General features: G+C 61.3%; 19 protein-coding genes. 8 read left to right on the forward strand and 11 right to left on the reverse strand.

The features are described 5' to 3' along the window. Nucleotides 1-25: 25 nt before the first annotated feature. The 8 genes from G5229_RS02475 to G5229_RS02510 all read right to left on the reverse strand — a co-directional run bounded on the left by G5229_RS02475 (nucleotide 26) and on the right by G5229_RS02510 (nucleotide 11866). Entirely contained in the window at nucleotides 26-2473 is a 2448-nt protein-coding gene (locus G5229_RS02475; RefSeq protein ID WP_421208300.1) for a proprotein convertase P-domain-containing protein, read from the reverse strand. Continuing rightward, nucleotides 2470-4476: a prolyl oligopeptidase family serine peptidase gene (locus G5229_RS02480; RefSeq protein WP_421208302.1), complete on the reverse strand. Its 2007-nt coding sequence runs from the start codon at nucleotides 4474-4476 to the stop codon at nucleotides 2470-2472. Before G5229_RS02480 ends, G5229_RS02475 begins: the two co-directional genes overlap by 4 nt. Further along, nucleotides 4476-6614 carry a TonB-dependent hemoglobin/transferrin/lactoferrin family receptor gene (locus G5229_RS02485; RefSeq protein ID WP_421208303.1) on the reverse strand — a complete coding sequence of 713 codons (2139 nt, stop codon included), beginning with the start codon at nucleotides 6612-6614 and terminating at the stop codon, nucleotides 4476-4478. The genes G5229_RS02480 and G5229_RS02485 overlap by 1 nt, the downstream gene beginning before the upstream one ends. A 162-nt stretch (nucleotides 6615-6776) precedes the next feature. After that, on the reverse strand, nucleotides 6777-7652 hold the full coding sequence (locus G5229_RS02490) for a flagellar motor protein MotB (RefSeq protein ID WP_421208305.1): 876 nt from the start codon (nucleotides 7650-7652) through the stop codon (nucleotides 6777-6779). Then, nucleotides 7630-8388 carry a flagellar motor protein gene (locus G5229_RS02495; RefSeq protein ID WP_042056089.1) on the reverse strand — a complete coding sequence of 253 codons (759 nt, stop codon included), beginning with the start codon at nucleotides 8386-8388 and terminating at the stop codon, nucleotides 7630-7632. The genes G5229_RS02490 and G5229_RS02495 overlap by 23 nt, the downstream gene beginning before the upstream one ends. A 364-nt stretch (nucleotides 8389-8752) precedes the next feature. Beyond that, nucleotides 8753-10075: a Na+/H+ antiporter family protein gene (locus G5229_RS02500; RefSeq protein WP_005344933.1), complete on the reverse strand. Its 1323-nt coding sequence runs from the start codon at nucleotides 10073-10075 to the stop codon at nucleotides 8753-8755. 273 nt (nucleotides 10076-10348) lie between these two features. Next, nucleotides 10349-11026 (reverse strand): ribonuclease T, encoded by a 678-nt coding sequence (gene rnt / locus G5229_RS02505; RefSeq protein ID WP_421208306.1) that lies wholly within the window; start codon nucleotides 11024-11026, stop codon nucleotides 10349-10351. 102 nt (nucleotides 11027-11128) lie between these two features. Beyond that, nucleotides 11129-11866: a phosphatase PAP2 family protein gene (locus G5229_RS02510; RefSeq protein WP_337072088.1), complete on the reverse strand. Its 738-nt coding sequence runs from the start codon at nucleotides 11864-11866 to the stop codon at nucleotides 11129-11131. A gap of 247 nt (nucleotides 11867-12113) precedes the next feature. Here G5229_RS02510 and G5229_RS02515 point away from each other — a divergent pair, with 247 nt between their 5' ends. From G5229_RS02515 to G5229_RS02550, 8 genes are all read left to right on the forward strand, one after another. Next, a complete protein-coding gene (locus G5229_RS02515; RefSeq protein WP_421208308.1) occupies nucleotides 12114-13235 on the forward strand; it encodes a 4-phosphoerythronate dehydrogenase in 1122 nt (373 codons plus the stop codon). Nucleotides 13236-13428: 193 nt separating this feature from the next. Then, the gene (locus tag G5229_RS02520) at nucleotides 13429-14445 is read left to right on the forward strand and encodes an aspartate-semialdehyde dehydrogenase (protein ID WP_421208309.1); all 1017 of its coding nucleotides are present in this window, start codon (nucleotides 13429-13431) and stop codon (nucleotides 14443-14445) included. Between the two features lie 271 nt (nucleotides 14446-14716). Next, entirely contained in the window at nucleotides 14717-16909 is a 2193-nt protein-coding gene (locus G5229_RS02525) for a FimV/HubP family polar landmark protein (protein ID WP_421208310.1), read from the forward strand. A 188-nt stretch (nucleotides 16910-17097) separates the two neighbouring features. Then, nucleotides 17098-17907: a tRNA pseudouridine(38-40) synthase TruA gene (truA, locus tag G5229_RS02530; RefSeq protein WP_216953903.1), complete on the forward strand. Its 810-nt coding sequence runs from the start codon at nucleotides 17098-17100 to the stop codon at nucleotides 17905-17907. Nucleotides 17908-18026: 119 nt separating this feature from the next. Next, nucleotides 18027-18890 (forward strand): acetyl-CoA carboxylase, carboxyltransferase subunit beta, encoded by an 864-nt coding sequence (gene accD / locus G5229_RS02535; RefSeq protein WP_042053089.1) that lies wholly within the window; start codon nucleotides 18027-18029, stop codon nucleotides 18888-18890. A 2-nt stretch (nucleotides 18891-18892) separates the two neighbouring features. Then, nucleotides 18893-20152, forward strand: coding sequence for a bifunctional tetrahydrofolate synthase/dihydrofolate synthase (folC, locus tag G5229_RS02540; protein WP_421208311.1), 1260 nt, complete (start codon nucleotides 18893-18895; stop codon nucleotides 20150-20152). 74 nt (nucleotides 20153-20226) lie between these two features. Further along, complete coding sequence (gene dedD, locus G5229_RS02545) at nucleotides 20227-21015, forward strand: cell division protein DedD (protein ID WP_421208312.1); 789 nt, start codon at nucleotides 20227-20229, stop codon at nucleotides 21013-21015. Between the two features lie 171 nt (nucleotides 21016-21186). Further along, nucleotides 21187-21504: a heavy metal-binding domain-containing protein gene (locus G5229_RS02550; protein WP_216953896.1), complete on the forward strand. Its 318-nt coding sequence runs from the start codon at nucleotides 21187-21189 to the stop codon at nucleotides 21502-21504. A 116-nt stretch (nucleotides 21505-21620) separates the two neighbouring features. Here the strand turns inward: G5229_RS02550 and cysG are convergent, their stop codons facing one another. The 3 genes from cysG to asrB form a co-directional block, all read right to left on the reverse strand. Then, a complete protein-coding gene (cysG, locus tag G5229_RS02555) occupies nucleotides 21621-23000 on the reverse strand; it encodes a siroheme synthase CysG (RefSeq protein ID WP_227340732.1) in 1380 nt (459 codons plus the stop codon). Nucleotides 23001-23198: 198 nt separating this feature from the next. Continuing rightward, the gene (asrC, locus tag G5229_RS02560; RefSeq protein WP_411240387.1) at nucleotides 23199-24209 is read right to left on the reverse strand and encodes a sulfite reductase subunit C; all 1011 of its coding nucleotides are present in this window, start codon (nucleotides 24207-24209) and stop codon (nucleotides 23199-23201) included. A gap of 11 nt (nucleotides 24210-24220) precedes the next feature. Continuing rightward, nucleotides 24221-25060 (reverse strand): anaerobic sulfite reductase subunit AsrB, encoded by an 840-nt coding sequence (asrB, locus tag G5229_RS02565; protein ID WP_227340730.1) that lies wholly within the window; start codon nucleotides 25058-25060, stop codon nucleotides 24221-24223. Between the last annotated feature and the right edge of the window lies 1 nt (nucleotide 25061).

Here is a 25061-nt window from a genome sequence, read left to right on the forward strand (position 1 = left end):
GGCGGTAACCCCCGTGGTACAGGATTCAACGGCGCGGGGTGCTCCGACGCCAGAGGCGGGGCCAGAGGGCCAGCAACAGCAGCAGGGGGGAAGTCGTGCCGCCACCCCCTTCATCCTGCTCAAGGGGAATGATGCCGGTGTTGGGCAGGGCTTCATCCTTGTCGCAGCGGGCGCCGACTTGCTGGGCTACCCGCCAGTTGCGCAACTGACCGGTGTCACCGGCGCTGGTGTCGTTGATCTCCAGCAGCCAGCGGCCAGCGAGCGGTTCGCCGTGCAGCTTGTCCAGCGATTCGAACGGTACCAGTTCACGGGGAAACTCCCCCTTGAGCCGGGTATGGCTGGCGTAACCCTTGTTCCACAGGCTGATCCGGGTGCCGTAAGGGGAGGTGAGCCAGATCTCCAGCTGCTCCAGCTTGCTGTGCTCCAGATCGAGGGCGACTACGAATCCGCTGTCGATGCGGGCCTTGCTCTCGGGCAGGGTGAGAGTGAAGCGGGACAGGCCGTGCCGCTCATCGCTCACCGCATCCTTGATCTGGCCACCCTGGCCGATGGCCCGCTGCCAGAGCGGTTCACCGATCGGCAGTTGCAGGTCAAGGCGGGTCTGGCGCTCGGTGGGGCTGGGCAGGGTGAGCTGGAACTGCAGCGGCAAGGTGACCGCCTCGCCACAGGTCAGGTTGCTCGCTGCTTCCAGCGGCAGGGTCCAGCGGGCGGTGCCATCGGCGTTGAGCTCTCCCTGCCAGTGACCGTCACCCATGAGCCCCTTGCTCGGGAGCAGGTTGGCGTCAGCCACGGTCAGGGGGCGGCCGCTCTGGTTGGTCAATTCGATGGCGAGGCTCTTTTTCTCCCCGGGCAGCAGGTAGCTGTCATCGGCAAGGCGGGCCGCGATGGGCGTGGGCAGCAGGGCGTGGTGGCGGAAGGCCTGCTCCAGCAGCTTGCCATAATTGCGATCCGGATAGAGGCGGTTGGCGGTATCCACGGTGACGCGCGCCAGCTGGGGCATCCGCACCTGCGGGCCGAGGCCGAAGTGGGATTCAATCAGCAGGGTATCGAACTCGTCACGGGCTACCTCGCCATATTGTTCAACGGCCTGGCGCAGCGCGGTGAAGAGCGGGGTGCCCCACAGCTGGTCGCCGTTGCTGCCGTTGATGGTGAGGTGAGCCGGATAGAGGAAGCCCGGATGATAGCGCGCCCGCAGATCATCGAGCTGACGGGGCGTCCGGCCGCTGATCCTGGCATCCCAGTTGAAGACCATGAAAGGCTCGAACTGGCGAGCCTCTGGACTACGCTGGCGCCAGCTGGCGGCCAGATAGTCGCTAAAGCCCTCGCCGATGGCGCCCCAGTCACCCTCTTCTCCCATGTCGGGCAGGATATGGTGCTGCACCGCATGGCCAAACTCGTGCCAGATCACCATGGGATCTTCCGCGTCGGGCACCCCTATCCGGCCAATTTCCAACCGGCGCAGGAAGGGGTCATAGAGAGAGTTGTCCTGCTCCCCGGCATCGGTATCGATGGCCAGGGGGCCGCCCATCAGCGTCGGGTAGCCAAGGGATTCCACATGGCGCTGGGCCAGATCCAGATGGTAGTAGCCATTGATATCGAGGAAGGCGGGCTGCTGGTGATCCAGCTGGAAACCATCGGCATCAGGGCTGCTAAAGGGGGCAGTTTCCGGCGCCGTGCCATCCACGACCCGGGCGCGTGGGCCATTTAGCTGGTAGGTGTCATCCACCTTTTGTACCGTGAGCGGCACGGTGCGATAGGCCCGGTTGTCCAGCACCAGATCGTGGCGCCACAGCAGGTTGCCATCTTGCAGTTGGGTGCGTGGGTCGAGGGCAAAGATACGGGCCTGCACCGTAGCCGCTTCCCCTGTCAGCGGGACCGCTTCGGCACGGGTGTTGGCCTCTTGCAGCGTGCGCCCCAGCAGGGCGCTGCCATCGCAGGTGACAAACAGTTGCCAGTGGCTGCTTTTGCTGTTGCCCGGCTGGCTTTCCACCGCCAGCAGACGCCAGGCCGCAGTTAGGGTGTCGCCATCCTGCCAGTACCAGGGCTGGGCTTCGTCACTGCCAGCGAATTGCCACACCGTACTATCCAGCGTGGCGGTATAGGCATCCACCCCGGCGCGGCTTGCTTCATCACATGGAGCCGCCTGTGCCTGCATCAGCCGGGTATTGTGATAAAGGCGCCACGGGCGACCCTGCTCATCGAGACTGACGGCGGCCATCAGGCCGGCGATCGGTGCGCCATTGAGCTGCTGGCGATAATGCAGATAGTGGCCCAGCTTGCCTTGGCGCTGATAGGCCGGGGCATCACTCAGGGTGACGCCGAGCTGCTGTTCGAGCCAGAGGCGGGTATCGGCCGGGGCGTCCTGTTCGACAAAACGCAGTTCGGCGGCCTGAGTGGAAAAGCCAGCCAGCCCCAGCAAGAGGGCGGGCAACAGGGGTTTCATAATGGTACTCCCAATCAGCGGCAGGGTCATTGGTTGATCCCCGCCAGATGCAACAAGAAGGCAAATTCACGAGCCCGATCGCCACCACCGGCGCGGTGGCCTCCCTCCAGTTCGGTCAGCAGCAGGTAGGGGCCGGAACCCGTGCTGTGCTCCCGCAGGCGGGCCAGCCACTTGACCGGCTCCCAGTAGGGCACCTGGCTGTCGTGCAGGGCGGTAGTGACCAGCAGGGGCGGGTAGGGGGCGCGGTGCAGGTTGTCGTAGGGGCTGATGCGGCGCATCGCCTGATACTCTGCGGGCTTGGCCGGATTGCCCCACTCCTGATACTCCTGACGGGTCAAGGGGAGGGCAGGATCGCTCATGGTGCCGAGCATATCGACGAAGGGAACCTGCAACACGGCGCCGCTAAAGAGTGTCGGTTGCTGGTTGAGGGCCGCAGCAACCAGCGTGCCCCCCGCGCTGCCCCCCATGGCAAACAGGGGCAGGGGAGCAGAGTCGGGCGACCAGTGGCGCAGGACGCTACCTGCGGCGATAAAGTCGCTGATGCCGTTCTGCTTGTGGATGCCCCGTCCGTCGCGGGTCCACTGCTCCCCCAGCATGCCGCCGCCGCGCACATGGGCGATGGCGTAGACAAAGCCCCGATCCAGCAGGCTTAACAGCTCTTTCTGGTAGTAGGGGCGCATCGGCGTGCCATAGGCGCCATAGCCGTAGAGCAGTACGGCGCGAGGGGCCAGATCCTTGCGCCACACCAGCGAGACAGGCACCCGGGTGCCATCGGCAGAGGTGATCCAGCGCCGCTCGCTCTGATAGGGCAATGCTTTATTGCCTGCGGTGTGCTGGTCGTTGATCCAGTGGCCGCTGGTCAAATCCAGCCAGCGCTGGCCGGGGGGCTGACTCAAGCCCTGACTGCGCACCAGAATGCGGTCGCTGGCCGGGTCATGTTCTCCTTGCAGCCAGCCGGTACCGGCGCCACTGGCCAGCGGCAGGCGCTGGCGTTCATGGCCGTTGCGATCGAGCAGGGCGAGCCAATCCTCCCCCTGCTGGCGAAACTGCACCACCAGATGGCGATCAAACAGTCGCCACTTCTCGGGATCGCCGAGATCCTCCTCTTTGGCGGGCCACAGGCGCTGCCACTCACCGAGCGGCGTGCTGGCTGAGTAGAGGGCAAACGTCCCCTCTCGGTTGCTCTTGATCACCCAGCCAGACTGGCTGTCCAGATAGTATTCCACCCCGCGCTGGCGGGGTTTGACCTGCTGCGGCTTGCCCGAGTCGAGCAGGTACTGCTCCGAGCTGTCGTGGTTGTTGCCCTGCAACACCAGATGCTGGCCATCCGTGGTGCGATAGAGGCTGAGCAGCCAGGCGGGATCCTGCTCCTCATAGAGAGTCTGCTCCTGGCCATCCTGCCAGCCGCGCAGCTGCCAGGGGCGCAGGGTGTAGCGCTCGTTGGCGATGCTGTAGAGGGTGCGACCATCTTGTGACCAGGCGAGATCAGCGCTGCGCTGCGCCAAACTGGCCAGCGCCTTGCCGCTTTGGAGATCGAGCAGGGTGACCTGATAGTCGAGATCGCCGCGCCTGTCTTCGGCGATGACCAGTGTGCGGTTATCCGGGCTCAGGGCCCAGCCGCCCGCTTCGTAATAGCCCTCGCCCGCTCTGGCGGGAAGCCGTTGCTGCACCTTGCCCCCGTGGCGTTGCCAGAGTGAGCCATCCGGGCGCAGCAGCCATGCCTGATCGCCGCGGACAAGCCAGTTCTCTGGCACAGATTCCCCCGCCGGATGACGGGCAAACTCGGCGCGCAAGGTCGCTTCCAGCGGCTGCTGGGTGGCGAGTTGCTGCTCGCTCCAGCGATTTTGCTGCTTGAGCAGGGCGAGTATGGCCGGGTTGCTACGGCTCTCGTCCCGCAACCAGAAGTAGGGATCCTGGCGTACGGGATTGCCTGAAATCAGGTGCGATTGGGACGGGATCGGGGGTGGCAGGGCCTCTTGCGCCCACGCCAACGGGGCGGCCAACAGGGCCGCCATGATTGCATGATGCTTCATCACATCCCCACGAAACGGTAGCTGAGGCTGGCTGACAGGTAGCGGCCGCTCTGGCTGTAGAGGGAGGTGTCGCTGCCAGCCGGGAGTCCGGCCACATCCTGATAGCGGACATAGCGGGTATCGAGCAGGTTGCCGATGGTGGCATTGACCTTGAGCGCCTCGGTGATCTGCCAGTCGCCGGTGAGATCCAGGCTGAACCAGCCTGCGCTGCTCTGGCAGGCACCGTTGTAGCCCGTCTGCGCATTGGCGCACTGGGGCACCTTGGTCATGGCGGCGGCATAGTTGCCACTGAGCTCAACCCCCCAGTCGAGCTGTTGCCAGCGCAGGGTGGTGTTGCCTTCCAGCGGTGTCTGGGTGCGCAGCGGCTCACCGCGGTGATCCTTGCCATCCATCCAGGCCAGATTGGTCGAAAGCTCCCACTCGTCGCTCAGCCAGAGGCTGGCGGCCAGCTCGGCGCCCCAGGTTTCTGCTTTGGCAACGTTGCGATATTGGCGCAGGAAGACACCGTCATCGAGGCGAAAACCGGTCTGGCGCCAGTCGATGAAGTTGTAGTAGCGGTTGTAGAAAACGGCCGGTTTGACGCTCCAGTTGTCGCTTTGGCCATTCACTCCCCACTCCAGACTGTGGCTGGTCTCCTCCTTGAGGTTGGGGTTGGCAATGATCTCGAATGGCGGCATGGCAAAGTAGTGGGGAATGTTGCCGTAAACCTGATCGTAAGCGGGGGCGCGGAAGCCGTTGGCATAGCTGAGCCAGCTGCGCCATGTTTCGTTGAAGCGGTAACTGGCCGCCACACTGGGGGAGAGGTGGTCGCTGTGGTTCTCGGCCAGATTACTGTCCGGTGCGCGCAGGCGCTGGCGGTCAAAGCGCAGGGTCGGGGTAAACTGCCAGCTGCCCAGATCGATCACATCGCTCAGCCAGATGCCATCGCGGCGGGTCTCTGCCTTGCTGAAGGGGGCTTTCTGTCCCTGGGTGGTGATGCCATCTTCCAGGGTCAGATTGCTGACCGGCCGCTCGTGGTTGGCCTGCTCCAGCTCCACACCGTAGCTGAAGGTGTGATCCAGCGAGCCGGTGCTCAGCTTGCTCTGCAACTCCAGCTCGCTGCCAAGGCGCAGCTCCTCGAACGTGGAGAGGGTGCGCTGGCTGCGATATCTGGGATAGCCGCTCAGGGCATCGTTGCGCAGCAGCTGGCGCTGGTTGGCTTCGTTGCGTGACTGGTTGCCAAACAGGCTCCAGTTGAGGGTATCGACCATGCCCAGATCGTTGGCTTCCCAACTGAACTTGCCGCCCTGGGTGCGCTGATCGCCATCTTCCTGAAAACCGACCACGTCCCAGCTGCCATCGGGTTGGGGCACCGCTTTGGGCCCCATCTGGCGTTTGGCGTGATCCTCGTAGTAGTCCAGCTCCAGCCGCAGAGCGTGATGGGCATTGAGGGGGAGGCGGCTGCTGGTGGAGGCACTCATGCCATCCAAATCAGCCGGAATACGGCTCTCTTCAAAGTTGGCGGTTTCGTTGCCGCGCCAGCCGGAGAGGCGCAAGAGATGTTCGCTCTCCAACGCCCGCACAGCGCCGGTCATGCTGAGCTTCTTCTTGTTGCTGTCGCCACCGTAGAGAGTCTTGGCCGCCAGATAGCTATCTTGCTGTTGCAGATAATCTTCCGGCTGCTTGGTATTCATCACCACGGTGCCGCCGATGGCATCGGAGCCATGCAGGGAAGAGCCGGCCCCCTTGGCCACCTCAATCTGTTTGATGTCATCGAGGTCGAAGTTGAAGCGACCTACCTTGTCATTGATGTTGTCGGCGCCAAAGCCGTCGCTGACGCGCACCCCATCCTTGATCAGCAGGATACGGTTGCCACCGATGCCGCGCACGCTGATGTTCTGCGGTCGCCCGGCAGAGCCGGTGACCGAGACACCGGGGATCTTGCGAAACACATGAGTCAGCTCGCTGGCGACCTGACGGTCCAGCTCTTCCTGGGTGATGACGGTGATGGAGCCGGAAACATCGGAGAGTTTCTGTTGTACCCGTTGCCCGGTGACAATGATGGTGTCGTCGCTGCGAGCCTTCTCCACAGGGGGAAGATCGGCCGCGCCAGCGGAGGCACACAGGAGTGCCGGCCATGCCTGAAGCAGTTTGTTCATAATGATAATTGTTTTTATTTAAGCCTGAGGGGCGGCATTATTGCAGAGGCCTGACCACTTGACAATAAATGGCAATCATTATCATTAAGATCTTATGGTGTTGATATTATTGAGTTATTTGTTTTTAAAAAGAGGCTCCCGCGCGAAGCGGGAGCGGGGGGATCAGGGCTTGAGCAGTTGCAGTGACTCTTCTGCTGCCTTGCCTTGGGAGAGGGTGATATCGACCCGGCGGTTCGCCTGGCGATGTTCGGGGGTGTCATTGGCAAAGCGGGGTTGGGTGTCGGCAACACCCTGAGCGATGACTCGTCTGGCATCCAGCTGGGGGTTGGTCAGCATGGTCTGCACGATGGAAGAGGCTCGCAGCACCGAGAGCTCCCAGTTGTTGCGATAGAGCTCCACCGGCGCCTGGGTGTTGTCGGTATGACCGGTGACAACTACCTGCCCCGGGATGTTGGCCAAAATGCCGGCGATCTTGTTGACCAGCGGGATGAACTGGGGCTGCAGGAACGCCGAATCGGCGGGAAACAGCGCCTTCTCGCCGATGCGGATCACCAGCTGACTGCCAAGCTGCTCGACCTCCAGATCCTTCGATTCAATCTGGGCCTTTAGCTGCTGCTCCAGCTTCTGCTTGGTCACCTGCACCCACTCCTGCTCCTGGGTCTTGTGGGGCCAGGCTTCGGTGGCGCTCGGTTTTTCCGAGGCACCTATGGTCTCGTTGAAGGGGTCCGATGCCGCCATGGGGGCATCTTTCTCCAGCACAGTCTCCTCTTTCGGGCTGCTCGGCGTAGTTTTTGATTCTGGCTCGAGAATCCCTGTGCCCCCCTGCATCAAGGGGGAGCCGGCAGGCGGGGAGATGAGGCCGATTTTACCCAGCGACTCGATAAAGCCCTGGATAAGCACCCGGGTTTCGGACTGCTTGGCCATGGCAAAGGAGTAGAGCACCACAAACAGGGCGAACAGCAGGGTCATGAAGTCGGCATAGGAGACCAGCCAGCGTTCATGGTTCTCCGGTGCTTCAGCCTTTTTCTTTTTGGCCACCGTGACCTCCCAGATAAGGTTCGAGGGTAACTTGCAGGCGCGCTTGGGATTCGCCATCAACGATGCAGAGAATGCCGGTCAGGGTCATCTCCTTGTAGTGGCGGATCTGGTGGGCAAACCCTTTGTAGCGGTTGCCGAACGGCAAGAAGATCAGGTTGGCTGCGGATACCCCGTAGATGGTAGCGATAAAGGCCACCGCGATGGCGCCGCCCAGCTTGTCGGGGGCATCCAGCAGACCCATGGCGTGGATCAGGCCAAACACCGCCCCGACGATCCCCATGGTCGGGCAGTAGCCGCCCATGGCTTCGTAGAATTTGACCGTCTGTTCGAGATCTTCCTGCTCGAACTCGATCTCGTTCTCCAGCACCTCGTGTATCTTGGTTTTCTCGTAACCATCAACCATCATCTGCACTCCTTTCTTCAGGAAAGGATCCTTGATCTCGTCGATCATCCCTTCCAGCGCCAGCATGCCGCTGCGGCGGGCGTTGCCTGCCAGGGTCTCCAGCAACTGGGCCTGTTCATGCATGTCGAGCTTGAGGGGGGAGAGCAGCCATTTGAAACGCTTCATGGTGCTGCCGACGACGGAGAAAGGGAACTGGGTCAGCGCAGCACCTATGGTGCCACCGATCACAATGAGGAATGCGGGCAGATCGAGCAGTGCACTGGGGTGCCCCCCCTCGATCATGTTGCCGCCAAGGATGGCGATCAACGCCAGCACCAAGCCAATCAAGCTCATTTTTTACACGTCCCTGTATGGTGATAATCGCTAGTGTAGCTAGTTAAGTATCAGTTTTTCAAAATGATATCCAATCGCTGAGCAATTAATCGGCGTGGTATGTGGCAGCGGGTGTCGCGCACAAAGCGGGGAGAGGCAAACGTTGTTATGGCATCAGTGGCGAGAGACTGACTAAGAGCGAAACAGTCTGCGGCTACTATAGTGCGCAATCATCCAGAGCCGGGAATCCATGAAGCACAATAAAGATCTTCTCCTCTCGGGACCATATCCTGGTGATTAGGTGACGTCATCATCAAGAAGGCGACCATCAGGTCGCCTTCTTGTTTCGTATTTTGCAGTATATGGCTCGATGTCAGAGGGGCGATCAGAGCACCATGGCTGCAATCCAGCCGAAGATCACCAGCGGGATGTTGTAGTGAATAAAGGTGGGCACCACGCTGTCCCAGATATGGTCGTGCTGGCCATCGGCGTTGAGGCCGGATGTCGGGCCCAGGGTAGAGTCGGAGGCCGGTGACCCCGCATCTCCCAGCGCGCCAGCGGTACCGACCAGCGCGATGATCGCCATCGGTGAGAAGCCGAGCTGCAGACAGAGCGGCACATAGATGGTGGCGATGATGGGCACGGTGGAGAAGGAAGAGCCGATCCCCATGGTGATGAGCAGGCCCACCAGCAGCATCAGGAAGGCGGCGATCCCCTTGTGCTGGCCGATGCCGGAGGCGACCACCTGTACCAGAGAGTCGACCCCGTGGGTTGCCTTCATCACCGCGGCAAAACCGGCGGCGGAGATCATGATGAAGCCGATCAGCGACATCATGCGCACCCCCTGGGTGAAAGCATCCTGGCTTTCGCGAAACTTGATGACGCCGCCGCAGGTGAAGATGACAAAACCGGCCAGCGCACCCAGTACGATGCTGTTGGTCATCAACTGCAGCCCCAGTGCTACACCAATGGCCAGCAGGGCCACCCAGATATGAGTGAGGTTGAGCTCGACCGCTTCGGGCTCGGCATCCAGGATCTTGGCCAGATCGTACTGGCGCGGTTTGCGATAGCTGATGAATACCGCAATCAGCAGGCCCAGTACCATACCGGCAACCGGAATGGCCATCGCCAGCGGGATCTGGCTGGTGGTGATGGGCACGCCGTTATCGATCAGGTTCTTGGCCAGAATGTTATTCAGGAAGATGCCACCAAAGCCGACCGGCAGCACCATATAGGTAGCTGTCAGGCCAAAGGTGATGACACAGGCCACCTGACGACGGTCGATCTGCATCTGCGCCATCACATGCAGCAGCGGCGGGATCAGGATGGGAATAAAAGCGATGTGAACCGGGATCAGGTTCTGGGACGAGATAGCCACGGCCAGCACGGAAGAGAGCAGCAGGGTTTTGACCCACATGATGCGGGTCGAGCTGGCATCCTTGCCCAACTGGCTGATCACCTTGCGGGCCAGCAGGTCGGTGATCCCGGAGCGGGAGATGGCAACTGCAAAGGCGCCCAGCATGGCGTAGGAGAGGGCAATCTCGGCGCCACCGCCCAGGCCACCGCTGAAGGTGGTGAGGGTATCTGTCAACGACAACCCGCCCACCAGACCGCCCGCAATGGCACCCAGCGCCAGCGAGACCACCACATTGATCCGCAGCAGACTGAGCACCAGCATCAGCCCGACTGCGATAACAACTGGATTCATTTGATTTCCTTATAGTTTGTTATTGCTGTCTGTCATGTGAAGGGGAGTTAGTTTGCGAAAAATGTGACAAATGTCGAGAAAAAAATCAGTCAAACCCCTCATATTGCAGCAGCATGTGGCACAAGGTTGCTCAACCTGAGGGTTTGTGACCTGTTTGTCTCCGTGCATCCCGCGCTCAGCGGTGGATAGTGACCTTGATAGCGATTTCCGGTGCGCTGTGCAATCAATCACTTCCCCAAAAAGCGAAGGCTGCCAGTGGCAGCCTTCATCCGTTTATTCTTGTCCCTCATCATCGGTAGGGGCATCGGTTGTGTCATCATCCGGATGCGCAGGCGGCCAACCCCCCATGCTCTTCCAGCGGTTAACGATATGACAGAACAGCTCTGTGGTGCGTTCGGTGTCATAGAGGGCAGAGTGCGCCTCTTTATTGTCAAACGGGATGCGGGCGCTCTGGCACGCTTTGGCCAGCACGGTCTGCCCCAGCGCCAATCCGGAGAGAGCAGCGGTGTCGAAGGTGGCAAATGGGTGGAACGGATTGCGCTTGAGGCGAGCGCGCTCGGCGGCAGCCATCACGAAGCCGTGATCAAAGGTGGCGTTGTGGGCCACTATGATGGCGCGGCCGCAATCCTGCTCCTTCATCCCCTTGCGGATCCCCTTGAAGATCTCGGTCAGCGCCTCTTTTTCCGAGACAGCGCCACGCAACGGGTTGTAGGGATCGATGCCGGTGAACTCCAGCGCGGCCTTTTCCAGGTTGGCCCCTTCGAAGGGCTCGACATGAAAGTGGAATATGTGATCGGGAACGAGCCAACCCTGCTCATCCATTTTCAGGGTGTAAGCCGCTATCTCGAGCAGGGCATCGGTCTTGGCGTTGAACCCGGCTGTTTCAACATCGATGACGACGGGGTAAAAACCACGGAAACGGCCCTTGAGGGTATGAACTGCGTCGGTCATGGGATCTCGGTCGGGATAAAATGAGGCGGCATTATGGCAAAAAAGCACAGGCTTGTCCCCCCATCCCGTTGCAGTAAGCCGCTTACAATGCAGTGCCTGGTTTCAGTATCGGTGCAGCCACCAGCGGGCGGCTATCAACGCCGTGAACGACCCCAGCAGGGCGCTGGCCAGCACATCCACCGGCCAGTGCATCCCCATCACCATGCGCGACAGACCAATTCCCAGTGCCCACAGAGGCAGCAGCCAGACGCCCGTGGGAGCGCGGGCCAGCCAGATAAGGCCGAAAAATTGGGCCAGGCTGATGGCGGCGATGCTGTGGCCGGAGGGGAAGGCGTAGTTCACCTCGGCCTGCCAGTGGTGGCCGAGCCACTCAGGCAGGGCCAGCAACTGGCTGGCGGCATGAACCTGTTCGCTACGCACATCGACGCTACTGGCGTAGAAGCTCTTGATAGCCGGGATCAGCGCCTGACTCTCCAGCCAGATCAGATAGGGTCTGGGCTCTTCGGTCAGGTGCTTGATCAGGCTCTTGAGCACCCAGTCGCTGGCTAGCAGGGCCGCCAGTGCACACCCCAGCGCAATGAAGGAGGCCCACTCCAGTCTCAGTTTGTAGCGGGTCAGCAGCAGCAAGAGAGCGCCACTGAGCCCGATCCCGGGAATATCGACCATGCGGGTGAGGGCGTATGACCACCATAACCAGCCTGAATGCAGGGAGTCGATCAGAAAAGGCTGCCAGGGCAGGGTGGCGAGCAGCAGCAGGGGCAGGATCAGCAGGGCAGTGAATCCAAGCACCTGACTGCGGGTGAGTGAGGAGACAGAGAGCGACGAGAAATGTGGCGGCATGGTGAATATGGGCGATCGCGAAAAAGAGGGGCATTGTGCCACCGTGACATGCCCGGACAAAGCCGAGCAGCACGTTTGTTACCTCTGCTTACACATTTGTGGCGACATCCTCGGTTTGAACGGCAGAAGAGAGTGGCCACCGAACAATGTGGTCCCCTTTCGCGCCTGATTGCATCACAGGCTGAAATCTCGGGCGGCTTTGCGCTAGAATGGCTCCCCCGTGGCGGTTGTGACCAAAGAGAGCCCGATGAAGATAGTCGTTGATGAGAATATGCCCCATGCCGTGGAGCTGTTTGCCGAATTTGGCGAGGTGGTCGCCTTGCCCGGACGGCAGATGCAGGCCCGCGATCTGCTGGATGCCGATGTGCTGCTGGTGCGTTCGGTCACCCGCGTCAACGGCGATTTGCTGGCGACCAGCCCCAAACTCGGGTTTGTCGGCACCGCCACCATAGGCACCGACCATGTGGACAAGGCGCTGCTGGCAAGCCGCAATATTCCCTTCTTCAGCGCCCCCGGTTGCAACAAGTATTCGGTGGGGGATTATGTGCTCTCAGCCCTGCTGGTGCTGGCGGAGCGCTACGAACTCGACCTCTCGGCCATGACGCTGGCGGTGATTGGCGCGGGCAATACCGGCGAGTGCGTGGCTGGCAAGGCCCAAGCGCTCGGCATGCGGGTACTGCGCTGCGATCCGCCCAGGGCGCGTAATACTCCCGATGCGGGCTTTGTCGATTACCAGACCGCCCTTGGCGCCGATATCGTCAGTTTCCACGTGCCCATCACCCGTGAAGGGCCGGATGCGACCCACCATCTGCTCGATGCCGAACAGATTGCCGCGCGCCCTGCCGGGCAGATCCTGATCAACGCATCCCGTGGCGAGGTGTGGGATAACCGGGCCCTGCTGGCGCGTCAGTTGGGCGATGCGCCTTTGCGACTGGTGATGGATGTGTGGGAGAACGAGCCCGAGCCACTGGCAGCGCTGGTGCCCCATACCGAGATTGCCACCCCCCATATCGCCGGTTACAGCCTGGAGGGGAAGGCTCGCGGTACCTGGATGCTCTATCAGGCGCTCTGCCAGCAGCTGGGGCGCCAGCCTCGTCAGGATTTGAGTCGGCTGTTGCCTGCCCCCGATGTGCAGGTGGTGGTGCCGGGCCGCGCACCGGATCAGGCGCTGATCAAGCAGCTGGTGCATCTGGTCTATGATGTGCGCCGCGATGATGCCCGTTTCCGGGCCCGACTCGGCCTGTCCGGCAGCTTTGACGAGCAGCGCAAACACTATCCCGAGCGCCGTGAACTATCCTCCCTGCAGATCGAGGGCGCGTTTGCCAGTCAGGATCTCGGTGCGTTGGGATTTGCGCGGTCACGTCCCTGAATCGGGGATCAAGAGCTGGAAGATAACCGGAAGGGGTGAGCCGAGCTGGCCACACCAATCCCCTTTTTTACTGAGCTGGCGCAGATGCTATTGCGGCGGTTCAGCCATATCTGGCAGCGTCATCTCGCAGCGCGGGAGCCTGTCGACCATGGTGCCAGCCGGCGCCATTGCAGCATTATCAGAGGAGAACAGAATGAGCCAGCAGTTTAACGTAGCGGTATTGGGTGCCAGTGGCGCCGTGGGTCAGGCGATGATCGAGATCCTGGAAGAGCGTGAATTCCCGGTGGCGACCCTCTATCCGCTGGCCTCCAGCCGCAGTGCCGGTGATACCGTGCGTTTTGGCGGCAAGAACCTCGAGATCCTCGATGTGGAGGAGTTTGACTGGAGCCAGGTGCAGATCGCACTCTTCTCCGCCGGTGCCGAGGTTTCTGCCAAGTGGGCGCCAATTGCTGCCGAGCACGGCTGCATCGTCATCGACAACACCTCCTGCTTCCGTTACGACGAAGATATCCCGCTGGTTATCCCGGAAGTGAACCCGGATGCGCTGGCCGATTTTCGCAATCGCAACATCATCGCCAACCCCAACTGCTCCACTATCCAGATGCTGGTGGCCTTGAAGCCGCTGCACGATGAAGTGGGCATTGCCCGTATCAATGTGGCTACCTATCAATCCGTGTCAGGCTCCGGCAAAGAGGGGATCAGCGAGCTGGCAGGCCAGACCTCTCATCTGCTCAACGGTCGTCCGGTAGAGCCCACCCTCTATCCGCAGCAGATCGCCTTTAACCTGATCCCGCAGATCGACAGCTTCACCGACAACGGCTACACCCGTGAAGAGATGAAGATGGTGTTGGAAACCCAGAAGATCCTGGGGGATGCCAGCATAGCCGTGAACCCGACTTGCGTGCGGGTGCCGGTTTTCTACGGCCACGCCGAGGCGGTACACGTCGAACTGCACCAGCCGCTCGATGCCGAACAGGTCAAGGATCTGCTGCGCAGTGCGCCGGGCGTGACCCTGTTTGATGACGAAGGGGATTATCCGACTCCGGTGCGCGACGCAACCGGCAAGGATGAGGTGCTGGTGGGGCGGGTGCGCCAGGATATTTCTCATCCGAGTGGTATCAATATGTGGATCGTGGCCGATAACGTTCGTAAGGGCGCGGCAACCAACAGTGTACAGATTGCCGAGCTGCTGGTTCGCGACTATCTGTAAGGCTGGATATCTGCCACAGATGGGCAGCAGGGAGTGCTGCCCATCCGGACTGTGATAAATCGGGGGTGTGACCCATGCCGCACTCCGCTACATCAAGATTCTGTTGCGATATCAACTGATTAAGTTTTTTCCTACACTCAGAGTCAAGTCGGGTGCTAAATGTGTCGGACTACTGGCTTGCGACGCGAGCCTGATTTATATTGAACCGACTGTTTTGGGGTAACTATCCAGATTTTTCAATGTGATAGGGCCGTCATACGAAGGAACGAATATGGGACATTCCCGCATAACATTGGCAACGCTACTCGCATTGGGTCTGCTGGGCTCCGTCCAGGCTGAAGACGCTGCGCGGGAGCCTTTTTTTGTCGAGCTAAAAGGCCCTGACGAGCCCGCACCTCCAGCCGTCAATTCCCAGCCGCTGGCGCAACCGGTCGCCAGACCCGTGGCGCAACCGGTACGTGCAACCGCCCAGCCGGTGGTACGTCAGGTCACGGCCAATGCCGGTAGTTATGGCCCTGTTCGTCCAACCGATACTCTCTGGAGTCTGGCGAGCAAATACCGTCCCTCCAGTAGTGTCAGCGTCTACCAGACCATGGTGGCGATCTACGAGAAAAACCCCCGCAGTTTTGCCGATGGCAATATCAACCACATTCTGGTGGGGTCACGCATCCTGCTGCCGACCGTGGCCGAGGCGAGCGTCATCACCGATGCCCAGGCTCGTGCTAAGTTCCGCAGCGACAACGCCAGCTGGAAGGGGTTAAGCCCCAAGTATCTCGCCGAGAAGCAGGCCCATGGCGCCAAACCGGCGGCCAAGCCCGTGAAGGTTGAGACTGCCAAAGCCGAACCGGTGAAAACCGCGCAAGCTCCCTTGCCTGCGGCAAAAGCGGCACCCATTCCTGCTCCTGTCGTAGCACCGCAACCGTCTGCTGAAACCAAAGATGTTGTCAAGGCGAGCGAGCCTGCGCCAAAAGAGGCGGTGGCCCCAGTCCCGGCGACGAGCGCCGCAGCAAGCACCACACCGGCGCCTCTGCCTTCCGATCTGGAAAAACCGGTGGGCAAACCGGCCACCGAGATGGCGCTGGCGCTGGAAGATGCCAATGCCCAGCTCGGTCAGGTGACCGAGATGAACCACAGGCTCAAACTGCGCTTGCAATCTCTCACCGAAGAGGTCGAGACCCTCAAGGCCCAGTTGCAGGATCAGACCGCGCTGCAAAAAGAGCTCGCCGAGCTGAAGGCCAGACCTGTCCCCCCCGTGGTGGCAGAGCCTGAACCCAAGCAGCACTGGCTGATGGAGCTGCTCTCCTCACCGCTCAACCTTGCCATGATCATCCTGCTGCCGGTGCTGCTGGTATTGGCGCTGGTGACTCTGTGGCTGCGGGCCCGTGCCCGTCGCGAGCTGGAGGAGCAGGAGAAGAGCCTCTCCGAGTCCACCGCCATGATGATGGATCAGGAGCAGAGCGAGTTTGACGATCTGCTGAGTGTCGATGTGACCGACAACGAGCCGGTACGCCCGGTGCCGGATCTCAATACCCCTGATGGCTTTATGCCGGTCGAGCCAGATGAACCGGCTAAAAAGCCGGATGTTGATCTGGTTTTCAGCGACGATGGCGAGATCGATCTGCAAGGTTTCGAGCCGGAGCGAATGGCTGCCCAGTCAGCCAGTCGTGACCCGGATCTGGTGCCGGATCTCGATCTCTCGCTGGATGAGCCTGTCGCGTTGGCCAATGAACCCGACATGGATCTGGCCAGCGAGTTCAATCCCAAGTCCAGGGATGCTGATGAGCTCATGAGCGAAGAGGAGCTGCAGGCAGCCCTGTTTGCCGAGCTGGATGCGGATCTTTCGGCTGATCTGGAACCGGAGTTGAGTGCAAGCAGCAAGAGTACGGCTGCTGATGATCTGGCCAGTTTTGATCTGGGTGATTTTGAAAATGAGCTGGATAAACCGGCTGCGGGCGAGGGCAATAATGCCATCGACTTGAGCGTGGATGGTTCGGCTGATGATATGTTGGCCGAGTTGGGGCTTGAGCCAACCAAAGGCAAGGAGACCGAGCTCGATCTTGAGTGGGATCCCAACGAACTGGCGCTCTCCGATTTCGAGGATGCCTTTACCGAAGTGGAGTCTCATCCGGCAGAATTGCAGCCAAGGGAACAGGCCCAGGCAAGCGGTTACGTCGAGATCGACAAGCTGCTGGCCGATGCGGATGCCACCGCGCCGGAGCAGGAGCCCTATCAGGGTCTCTCGCTGGACGTGGGGCTCGATGGTTTCCCCGAGGTGTTGCCTGAATCCACCGGCTTTGATGTGGATGCCGATGACGGCGGTGTGGGGGCCAAGCTGGATCTGGCCCGCGCTTACCTCGAGATCGACGACAAGGATAGCGCCCGCGAGCTGCTGCAAGAAGCGGCAGAGCAGGGCACCGAGCATCAGCGTGCCGAGGCAGAAAAACTGCTCAAGCGGTTGGGGTAAAATTGTCCCTGTCGCGGGATCAGCAAGAAGGGGGCAGCCATTGGCTGCCCCCTTCTTCATGGCAATTTGCACAGGGTGAATTCTCCGCCCATGCAAGCCAATCAGGCGGTTTGTGGGACTTTTCGAGTTGAGCGCGTATAATCCGCCCCGTTTCTTTCACTGCGTTTCACAACAAGACAAGTTTATCCATGCGAATTGCCCTAGGTATTGAATATGACGGCAGCCGGTATTTCGGTTGGCAGCGTCAGCGTGAAGTGATCAGCGTGCAGGAGGAGTTGGAGAAGGCCATCAGCCGGATCGCCAACCACCCTGTCTCCATCCAGTGTGCCGGGCGCACCGATGCCGGCGTCCATGCGACCGGCCAGGTGATCCACTTCGATACCGAGGCGAACCGTGCCGAAGGGGCCTGGACCCTGGGGCTCAACTCCAACCTGCCGCCGGATATCGCCGTGCGCTGGGTCAAGGAGGTGGACGAAACGTTCCACGCCCGCTTCAGCGCCACCGCCCGTCGCTACCGTTACGTCATCTACAACCACAACTTCCGTCCGGCGATCCTCGGCAGTGGCGTCAGTCACTACCACGAGACCATCGATGCCGAGTTGATGCACCAGGCGGGCCAGAGCCTGCTGGGGGAGCACGACTTCAGCACCTTCCGTGCCGTCGCCTGCCAATCCAACACCCCGTGGCGCAATGTGACCCATCTGTGCGTCAGCCGCTCCGGCCCCTACATCGTGCTCGACATCAAGGCCAACGCCTTCCTGCACCACATGGTGCGCAACATCACCGGCTCCCTGCTGCTGGTGGGGCAGGGGCTCAAACCGGTGGAGTGGATTGCCGAGGTGCTGGCGGCCAAGGATCGCAATCTGGCCGGGCCGACCGCCAAGGCCGGTGGCCTCTATCTGGTCGACGTGGATTACCCGGCCGAGTTTGCTCTGCCGCAGTTGCCGCTCGGCCCGCTGTGGCTGCCGGACTCGGCACCGGGTACGACCAGTTTTTAGTAACTGCGCCCGAAAAATTGTGGTTTAATGACCCGTCATTTGTTGCCATCGAGCTATTAAGTCATTGAACAATCTAGGCTCGATGCGTTTTGTCAGGCACAAAAGCATTAAGGAATTCCATGAGCTGGCTTGAGAAGATTCTTCCCAAGAGCAAGATCACTGCGCCTCGTCGTCACAACATTCCGGAAGGGGTGTGGACCAAGTGCAGTGCTTGTGAACAGGTGCTCTACCGGGCAGAGTTGGAGCGCAACCTCGAAGTGTGCCCCAAGTGTGATCATCATATGCGCATCAGCGCCCGCGCCCGTCTCGAGAGCTTCCTCGATGAGCAGGGTCGTACCGAGATCGGTGCCGAGCTGGAGCCGCAGGATGTACTGAAATTCAAGGATTCCAAGCGCTACAAGGATCGTTTGTCTGCCGCTCAGAAAGAGACGGCGGAGAAAGATGCGCTGGTGGTGATGAAAGGGACCCTCAAAGGGGTACCGGTTGTCGCCTGTTCATTCGAATTCTCCTTCATGGGTGGCTCCATGGCCTCCGTGGTCGGTGCCCGCTTCGTGCGCGCCGTCGAGGAGTGCATCAAGGAAGGCCGCGGTCTGGTCTGTTTCTCCGCCTCTGGTGGTGCTCGCATGCAGGAAGCGCTGTTCTCCCTGATGCAGATGGCCAAGACCAGTGCGGCGCTGGACCGTCTGTCCAAAGCCGGCCTGCCCTATATCTCCGTGCTGACCGACCCCACCATGGGTGGCGTCTCTGCCAGTCTGGCGATGCTGGGTGACATCAACGTGGGCGAGCCCAAGGCGCTGATCGGCTTTGCCGGCCCGCGCGTTATCGAGCAGACCGTGCGCGAGAAACTGCCGGAAGGCTTCCAGCGCTCCGAGTTTCTGCTGGAAAAGGGTGCCATCGATATCATCATCGATCGCCGTGAAATGCGTAACCGTCTGGCCAGCCTGCTCGCCAAAATGCTGAATACTCACGTCATCGAAGAGTGAAGATGAGTTCAAACATGCAACAATCCCAAAGCCGGTCGCTTGTCGACTGGCTTTCTTATTTGGAGCAGATCCATCCGGTCAATATCGACATGGGGCTGGATCGGGTCGGTGCTGTCGCCCGGCGTATGGGGCTTACCCAGCTGCCGTTCAAGGTGATCACGGTGGCGGGCACCAACGGCAAGGGCTCCAGCTGTGCCATGGCGGCAAGCATTCTGATGGCCGCAGGTTATAAGGTCGGCGTCTACTCCTCGCCCCATCTGCTGCGCTTTACCGAGCGGGTGCGGGTCAACGGGCAAGAGCTGGCCGACAGGGATCACTGCGCCGCCTTTGCCGAAGTGGAAGCGGCGCGTGGCGAGATAGCGCTCACCTTCTTCGAGTTCGCCACCCTGGCTGGCTTGTGGCTCTTCTGCCGCGCCGCCCCCGATGTGCTGCTGCTGGAAGTGGGGCTGGGTGGTCGGCTCGACGCCACCAACGTGGTGGAGTCCGATGTGGCGATGATCACCTCCATTGCCCTCGATCATTGCGACTGGCTGGGTGATACCCGTGAAGCCGTGGCGGTGGAGAAGGCTGGGGTCTATCGCGCCGGCAAACCCGCCATCAGCGGTGAGCCCAATCCACCTGCGACTATCGCGAGCGAAGCACAGCGTCTTGGCGCCAACCTGCGTCAGGTCGGTCTCGATTTTCGTGGCGATGAGCACGAGAGCGGTTGGGATTATCACGGCCTCAACCAGTGGCGGGATCTGCCAAAACCGGCGCTGCCGCTGATGAACGCGGTGACCGTGCTGGCGGCGCTGGAATCCCTCGGCTTGCCGCTGCCGGAGTCCGCCATTCGTGACGGGCTTGCCAATGCCCGGCTGGCTGGCCGGATGCAGCAGTTGCAAAGTGCGCCGCTGGTGATCGTCGATGTGGCCCATAACCCCCATTCGGCAGCCTATCTGGCCGCGCAATTGCGCAAGATGCCCTGCACGGGTGTGCGCCGTGCCGTGGTCGGCATGCTCAAAGACAAGGACATGACGGGGTCACTTGCTGAGCTCGACGGTCTGATCGGCGAGTGGTATCTGGCCAGCCTCACCGGCCCGCGCGCCGCCACCGCTGCGCAACTGGCTGCGGCGTTGGGAGAGGGCAAGGGGCCTGCCAGGGAGTTTGATGATGTCAGCGCCGCTTATCAGGCTGCGTTGGCCGCATCGAGTCCGGACGATATGGTCATTGTGTTTGGTTCGTTTTACACTGTCGCCGACATTCTGGCGGGTGTCGCCGTCTAGGCCACACCCCGGCCCCCCAGCCCTTTGGCGGGGAGCCAAATCGCATATTGAGTTACGTAAAGGTAGGATTCAACTTGGCCTCGAAGTTTCAAAACCGTCTGGTGGGCACCGTCATCCTGGTGGCCCTGGTTGTTATTTTCCTGCCGGACTTGCTGGATGGTCACAAGCTGGCACAAAAGGAGGAGGCCTTTGCCAAGATCCCGCTGCGCCCCGAGCTGGAGCCTGCCAAGCCTGCGCTGCAGGTCTCGGCAGCCAGCAGCCTGCCCGCCGATCATCTGGCCAGCCAGCAACAGGCCTCTGCGGCCCAGCAGTGGCAAGTGGAAGAGGTGGCTGACCCCATGACCCTCGCCGGTCAGGGCAACGGCGCGCAGCTGGCGACAACCCCTGCCGCACCGGTCCAGTCGCAACAGAATGCCCAACCCAAGCCACAGCCCAAGCCAGAAGTGGTGGTCAAAAAACCGGTCGAACCGCCCAAGCCAGCACCCAAGCCGACGCCAGCCAAACCGGTTGAAGTGGCCAAGGCACCTGCGCCAGCCAAACCACAGGCGGGTCAGATCAAGTCCCTCGATGATCTGATTGAAAGCAAGATGAATCAGTCGACCACACCTGCACCCGCGGCCGCGCAGGGTAGCTGGATCCTCCAGCTTGGTGCCTTCAAGAACGTCGACAGCGTCAACGCGCTGGTGAGCAAGCTGCGGGCGGCGGGCTACTCTGCCCACACCTCGCCGCGCACACCGGTGCAGGGTCAGCTCAACCGTGTCTTTATCGGGCCGGATGTCTCCAAGGCCAAACTGCAGGGGATGCAGGGACGGATCTCCCAGATGACCGGCCTCAGTGGCTCGGTGGTCTCCTACAACCCGTAATGGCGTTGCCGTTTGCAATGGCCCTCTGAAACAAACACCGCGCCCCGTGCGCGGTGTTTTTTATCTGACCGTCGTGATTTTTAATGACGGCGTCGTACAGGCCACCACCCGGTTGGGATTTGCTGTCAGTTGGGGTAGTCTGGGGCCTTCTGCTACTCACAGGAGTTCAAGATGATCCTCTCGACGACCCCCACGCTGGAAGGCAAAACCATTCGTGAATACCGCGGCATCGTGGTTGGCGAAGCCATTCTCGGCGCCAACATTTTCAAGGATCTCTTTGCCGGGATCCGCGACATCATCGGCGGCCGCTCCGGCGCCTATGAAAAAGAGCTGGCCCGTGCCCGCGACATCGCCTTCGATGAGCTGAAAGAGCGCGCTGCCGCCCTTGGCGCCAATGCGGTGGTCGGTATCGATATCGACTACGAAGTGGTGGGGCAAAACGGCAGCATGCTGATGGTCAGCATCAGTGGTACTGCCGTGCTGGTGTGATGCGCCACGCAAGGGTTGCCGACAACTGCCGTCGCAGGCAGGGTCACGGATAAAGTGGATAACTGCTGGCTGCCCAAGGGCCGACAACCCGGTTGTCGGCCCTTCTCGTTTATTGATCAATTTCTGTCGTTGCCATACCAGTCGAGCTGGTCGGCCAGAGTGACCACCGAGCCGATGATGATGAGGCTCGGGCTCTTCACCTGACGGGCCAGTTCGGCCAACTGCTGCAGCTCGCCGCGCACCACCCGCTGACTGAGCTGGGTGCCTTGCTCCACCAGCGCCACCGGGGTATGACCGGGCATGCCGTGGGTTTGCAGCTCATCCTGAATGCGGGCGGCGTGGGCCAGCCCCATGTAGAAGACCAGAGTCTGGCGGCGGGCCGCCAGCGCCGACCACTCCTGGGCGATATTGCCCTCCTTGTCGTGGCCGGTGATGAACTGCACCCGCTGGGCATGATCGCGGTGGGTGAGGGGAATGCCGCTGTAGGCGGCGCAGCCCGACGCAGCCGTAATGCCCGGTACTACCGAGAAGGGGATGCCCGCCTCGGCCAGGGTTTCCAGCTCCTCGCCACCCCGGCCAAAGATAAAGGGATCGCCCCCCTTGAGCCGCACCACCTGTTTGCCGAGGCGGGCCTGCTCCAGCAATAGCTGGTTGATCGCCTGCTGGGGCACACAGTGGCGGCCCGCCTCCTTGCCAACAAAGATCCGCTCGGCATCCCGGCGCACAAGTGCCAGCACCTCCTGCGACACCAGCCGGTCATAGACCACTACATCCGCCTGCTGCAACTGCTGCAGACCGCTTAGGGTAAGCAGTCCCGCATCGCCAGGGCCGGCGCCCACCAGGGTTACGCTTCCCTTGCTCTGCAGTGGCTCATTCAATAGCTCTGCGACGCTCTGCTCGGCAGCTTGCTGCTGGCCGCGGGCCAGCTGGCATGCCAGTCGCTCATGGCTAAAGAGTCGCTCCCAGAAGCGGCGGCGGGCCAGCTTGTCCGGAATGAGTTTGACCCGCTCGCGCAGCTTGCCCGCCAGCGCAGCGAGCTGGCCGAGGTGTTGCGGCAGCATGGCTTCAAGTTTTTCCCGCAGCTGGCGGCTTAGAACCGGCGCCGCACCTGCGCTGGAGATGGCCACCATCAGCGGCGAGCGGTCGATGATCGCGGGCATGATGGCGCTGCAGTGGGCCGGGGAGTCCACCACATTGCAGAAGATCTGGCGCAGGTTCGCTTCGTTGAAGACCTGCTGGTTGACCTCTTGCTGGTTGGTGGCGGCGATCACCAACCACTTGCCATCGAGCAGTTCGGGATGAAAGCTGGCGGCGCAGACGGTCAGGCGACCCTGCTCGGCCCAGCTCATCAGCTGGGGTTCCAGATGCGGGGCATTGATGGTGATCTTCGCCTTGGCATCGAGCAGCAGACGCGCCTTGCGCACCGCCACCTCACCGCCGCCGACGATCAGGACCGGCTTGTTTTGCAGCTGACAGAAGAGAGGGAGAAAGTCCATAACAGGCTCCGGATGCTGGCCCGCTCGCAATGCCGCGCCGGGCGAGATAGCAGGGCGCGCCGTGACGCACCCCGGATGGTCGGGTGAAAGATCCCCCGACGGGAATAAAAAAGGGGAAGGGTGATCTACGCCCGGGCCAACGACAGATCCCCACCGGTGTCGGCCACTTGATCACGCTTCCCCAAACGAGGTTTTTTCCTATTGCACTGCTTTGACGTGCATGTTGGCGACGTACTGGTCTTCGGCCCAGAAGATGCGGTCAGCGACCATGGCTTCCGGGTTGAGGGTGACGCCGCGCAGCACCCGCTCCTTGAACTTGTGATAACCGGCCCGGTCGATAAGGTGACCCATGTGCAGGTAGATGGGCTTGCCATCCAGCATCTCGGCCTCGAACTCGAACAGGTTCTTGATCACCGCGTGCAGCACCTCTTCGGTCACCCAGTTGAGGAACAGCTTGCCGGTACGAGGGGTCTTCTTGCTGGTGCGTCCCCCCAGCTTGACCATGTAGAGCTGCTTGGGATCCCGCTGCCAGGCCAGGGTCGGGCAGGCCAGCACACACTCGCCACAGCCGATGCACTTGCTCTCCTCTTTGACCGCCTTGCCATGCTTGATGGCGAGGCAATCCACCGCGTGGTGGCTGCACGCCTTGACGCAGGCGCCGCAGCCGATGCAGCGTTCGGCATTGAAGTGGATCTTGGCGATGCCGAGGATGCCGAAGTCGGCCATGTTGGCCTTGGCGCAGTCGTTGGGGCAGCCGGCGATCACCATCTTGAGGTGATAGGGGTTGGGGTAGAGGTGCTTCTCCATCCGCTGAGCCAGCCCGGTGCAGTCGATATTGCCCTTCTGGCAGATGGTGTTGCCCTGACAGGCGACGATGTTGCGCCCGCCGATGCTCTGGTAACCGGCTGTGGTGTCCTCAACCTCGATGCCGCAGGTCTCCACCTCGATCTCCTTGATAAAGGGCTCGAGGGCGGCGTTGACCTTGTCCATGTCCTGATACTTGATGCCGGGCATCGCCAGCTTCTGGCGGGTGGTGAGGTGGATCAGGCCGTTGCCGTACTGTTCGGCGATCTGCTGGGCCACTGCCAGCAGGTGGGCGGGCATGATCCCGCCGGGAATGCGTACGCTGATCATCGCTTCGCCGCGCACCTTGGAGAGGCGGTATTCGTTCTTGGCGCGGGCCTTGATGATGTCGATATCGAGACTCATGGTATTCTCCCTCAGTCGATCAGATGCTGGGCCTGGTCAAAACGAAAGACTGGTCCATCCACGCAGATATAGGTGTCGCCCATCCGGCAGTGGCCACACTTGCCCACGGCGCAGGCCATGCGGCGTTCGTAGTCGACCCAGATGCGATCCTTGGGGATGCCGCGCTCAAGCAGGGCGAGCACCACGAAACGGATCATGATGGGAGGGCCGACCACGATGGCTTGGATATCCTCGCTATCCGAGATATCCAGCTGGTCGATGTAGTCGGTGACCCGGCCGATGCGAAACTGCTCGCTCTCCTCACCCTCATCCAGGGTGACGATGAGATTCTGGCGCTCGGCCCAGAGCGGCATCTCGTGGCGATAGAGCACCGCCTGCTCGTTCTTGAAGCCGAGGATCATGTCGAGGGATTTCACCTCTTCCGGGTGTTTGCTGAAGCGACGCAGCAGCCCCTTGACCGGGGCGACGCCGGTGCCGCCCGCCACCACGATGAGGTGCTGGTTGCGATAGGCCTCCAGCGGGTAGCCGTTGCCATGGACGCCGCGCATCCACACCTTGTCGCCCACATCGAGGGCAAACAGCGCATCGGTGACCTTGCCGACTTTGCGGATCAGCAGATCCACATAGCCATCGCCATAGTCGGAGACCGAGATGGGCGCTTCGCCCACGGTGGGCAGGGAGATTTCGACAAACTGGCCGTAGTGGACATCAAAGTCGCGGGAGACCCGAAAGTTCCACTCCAGCTCAGTGTGGCGCTCGATGGCCAGAATGGTGTAGGCCTTGGGCAGCAGGCGGTTTTCGACCACGTCCTGCTGCGGTTCTGCTGTTGCGGTTTGCTGGCACTGGCACATA

It is taken from the genome of Aeromonas sp. 602396, from assembly GCF_049173735.1.
Classification (GTDB): domain Bacteria; phylum Pseudomonadota; class Gammaproteobacteria; order Enterobacterales; family Aeromonadaceae; genus Aeromonas; species Aeromonas veronii_A.

Excerpts from the sequence above, each read along its gene's own strand:
- G5229_RS02475 (WP_421208300.1), bottom strand. The coding sequence starts at position 2,473 with ATGACCCTGCCGCTGATTGGGAGTACCATTATGAAACCCCTGTTGCCC.
- G5229_RS02480 (WP_421208302.1), bottom strand. The coding sequence starts at position 4,476 with ATGAAGCATCATGCAATCATGGCGGCCCTGTTGGCCGCCCCGTTGGCG.
- G5229_RS02485 (WP_421208303.1), bottom strand. The coding sequence starts at position 6,614 with ATGAACAAACTGCTTCAGGCATGGCCGGCACTCCTGTGTGCCTCCGCT.
- G5229_RS02495 (WP_042056089.1), bottom strand. The coding sequence starts at position 8,388 with ATGAGCTTGATTGGCTTGGTGCTGGCGTTGATCGCCATCCTTGGCGGC.
- G5229_RS02500 (WP_005344933.1), bottom strand. The coding sequence starts at position 10,075 with ATGAATCCAGTTGTTATCGCAGTCGGGCTGATGCTGGTGCTCAGTCTG.
- rnt (WP_421208306.1), bottom strand. The coding sequence starts at position 11,026 with ATGACCGACGCAGTTCATACCCTCAAGGGCCGTTTCCGTGGTTTTTAC.
- G5229_RS02510 (WP_337072088.1), bottom strand. The coding sequence starts at position 11,866 with ATGCCGCCACATTTCTCGTCGCTCTCTGTCTCCTCACTCACCCGCAGT.
- G5229_RS02515 (WP_421208308.1), top strand. The coding sequence starts at position 12,114 with ATGAAGATAGTCGTTGATGAGAATATGCCCCATGCCGTGGAGCTGTTT.
- G5229_RS02520 (WP_421208309.1), top strand. The coding sequence starts at position 13,429 with ATGAGCCAGCAGTTTAACGTAGCGGTATTGGGTGCCAGTGGCGCCGTG.
- G5229_RS02525 (WP_421208310.1), top strand. The coding sequence starts at position 14,717 with ATGGGACATTCCCGCATAACATTGGCAACGCTACTCGCATTGGGTCTG.
- truA (WP_216953903.1), top strand. The coding sequence starts at position 17,098 with ATGCGAATTGCCCTAGGTATTGAATATGACGGCAGCCGGTATTTCGGT.
- accD (WP_042053089.1), top strand. The coding sequence starts at position 18,027 with ATGAGCTGGCTTGAGAAGATTCTTCCCAAGAGCAAGATCACTGCGCCT.
- folC (WP_421208311.1), top strand. The coding sequence starts at position 18,893 with ATGAGTTCAAACATGCAACAATCCCAAAGCCGGTCGCTTGTCGACTGG.
- G5229_RS02550 (WP_216953896.1), top strand. The coding sequence starts at position 21,187 with ATGATCCTCTCGACGACCCCCACGCTGGAAGGCAAAACCATTCGTGAA.
- cysG (WP_227340732.1), bottom strand. The coding sequence starts at position 23,000 with ATGGACTTTCTCCCTCTCTTCTGTCAGCTGCAAAACAAGCCGGTCCTG.
- asrC (WP_411240387.1), bottom strand. The coding sequence starts at position 24,209 with ATGAGTCTCGATATCGACATCATCAAGGCCCGCGCCAAGAACGAATAC.
- asrB (WP_227340730.1), bottom strand. The coding sequence starts at position 25,060 with ATGTGCCAGTGCCAGCAAACCGCAACAGCAGAACCGCAGCAGGACGTG.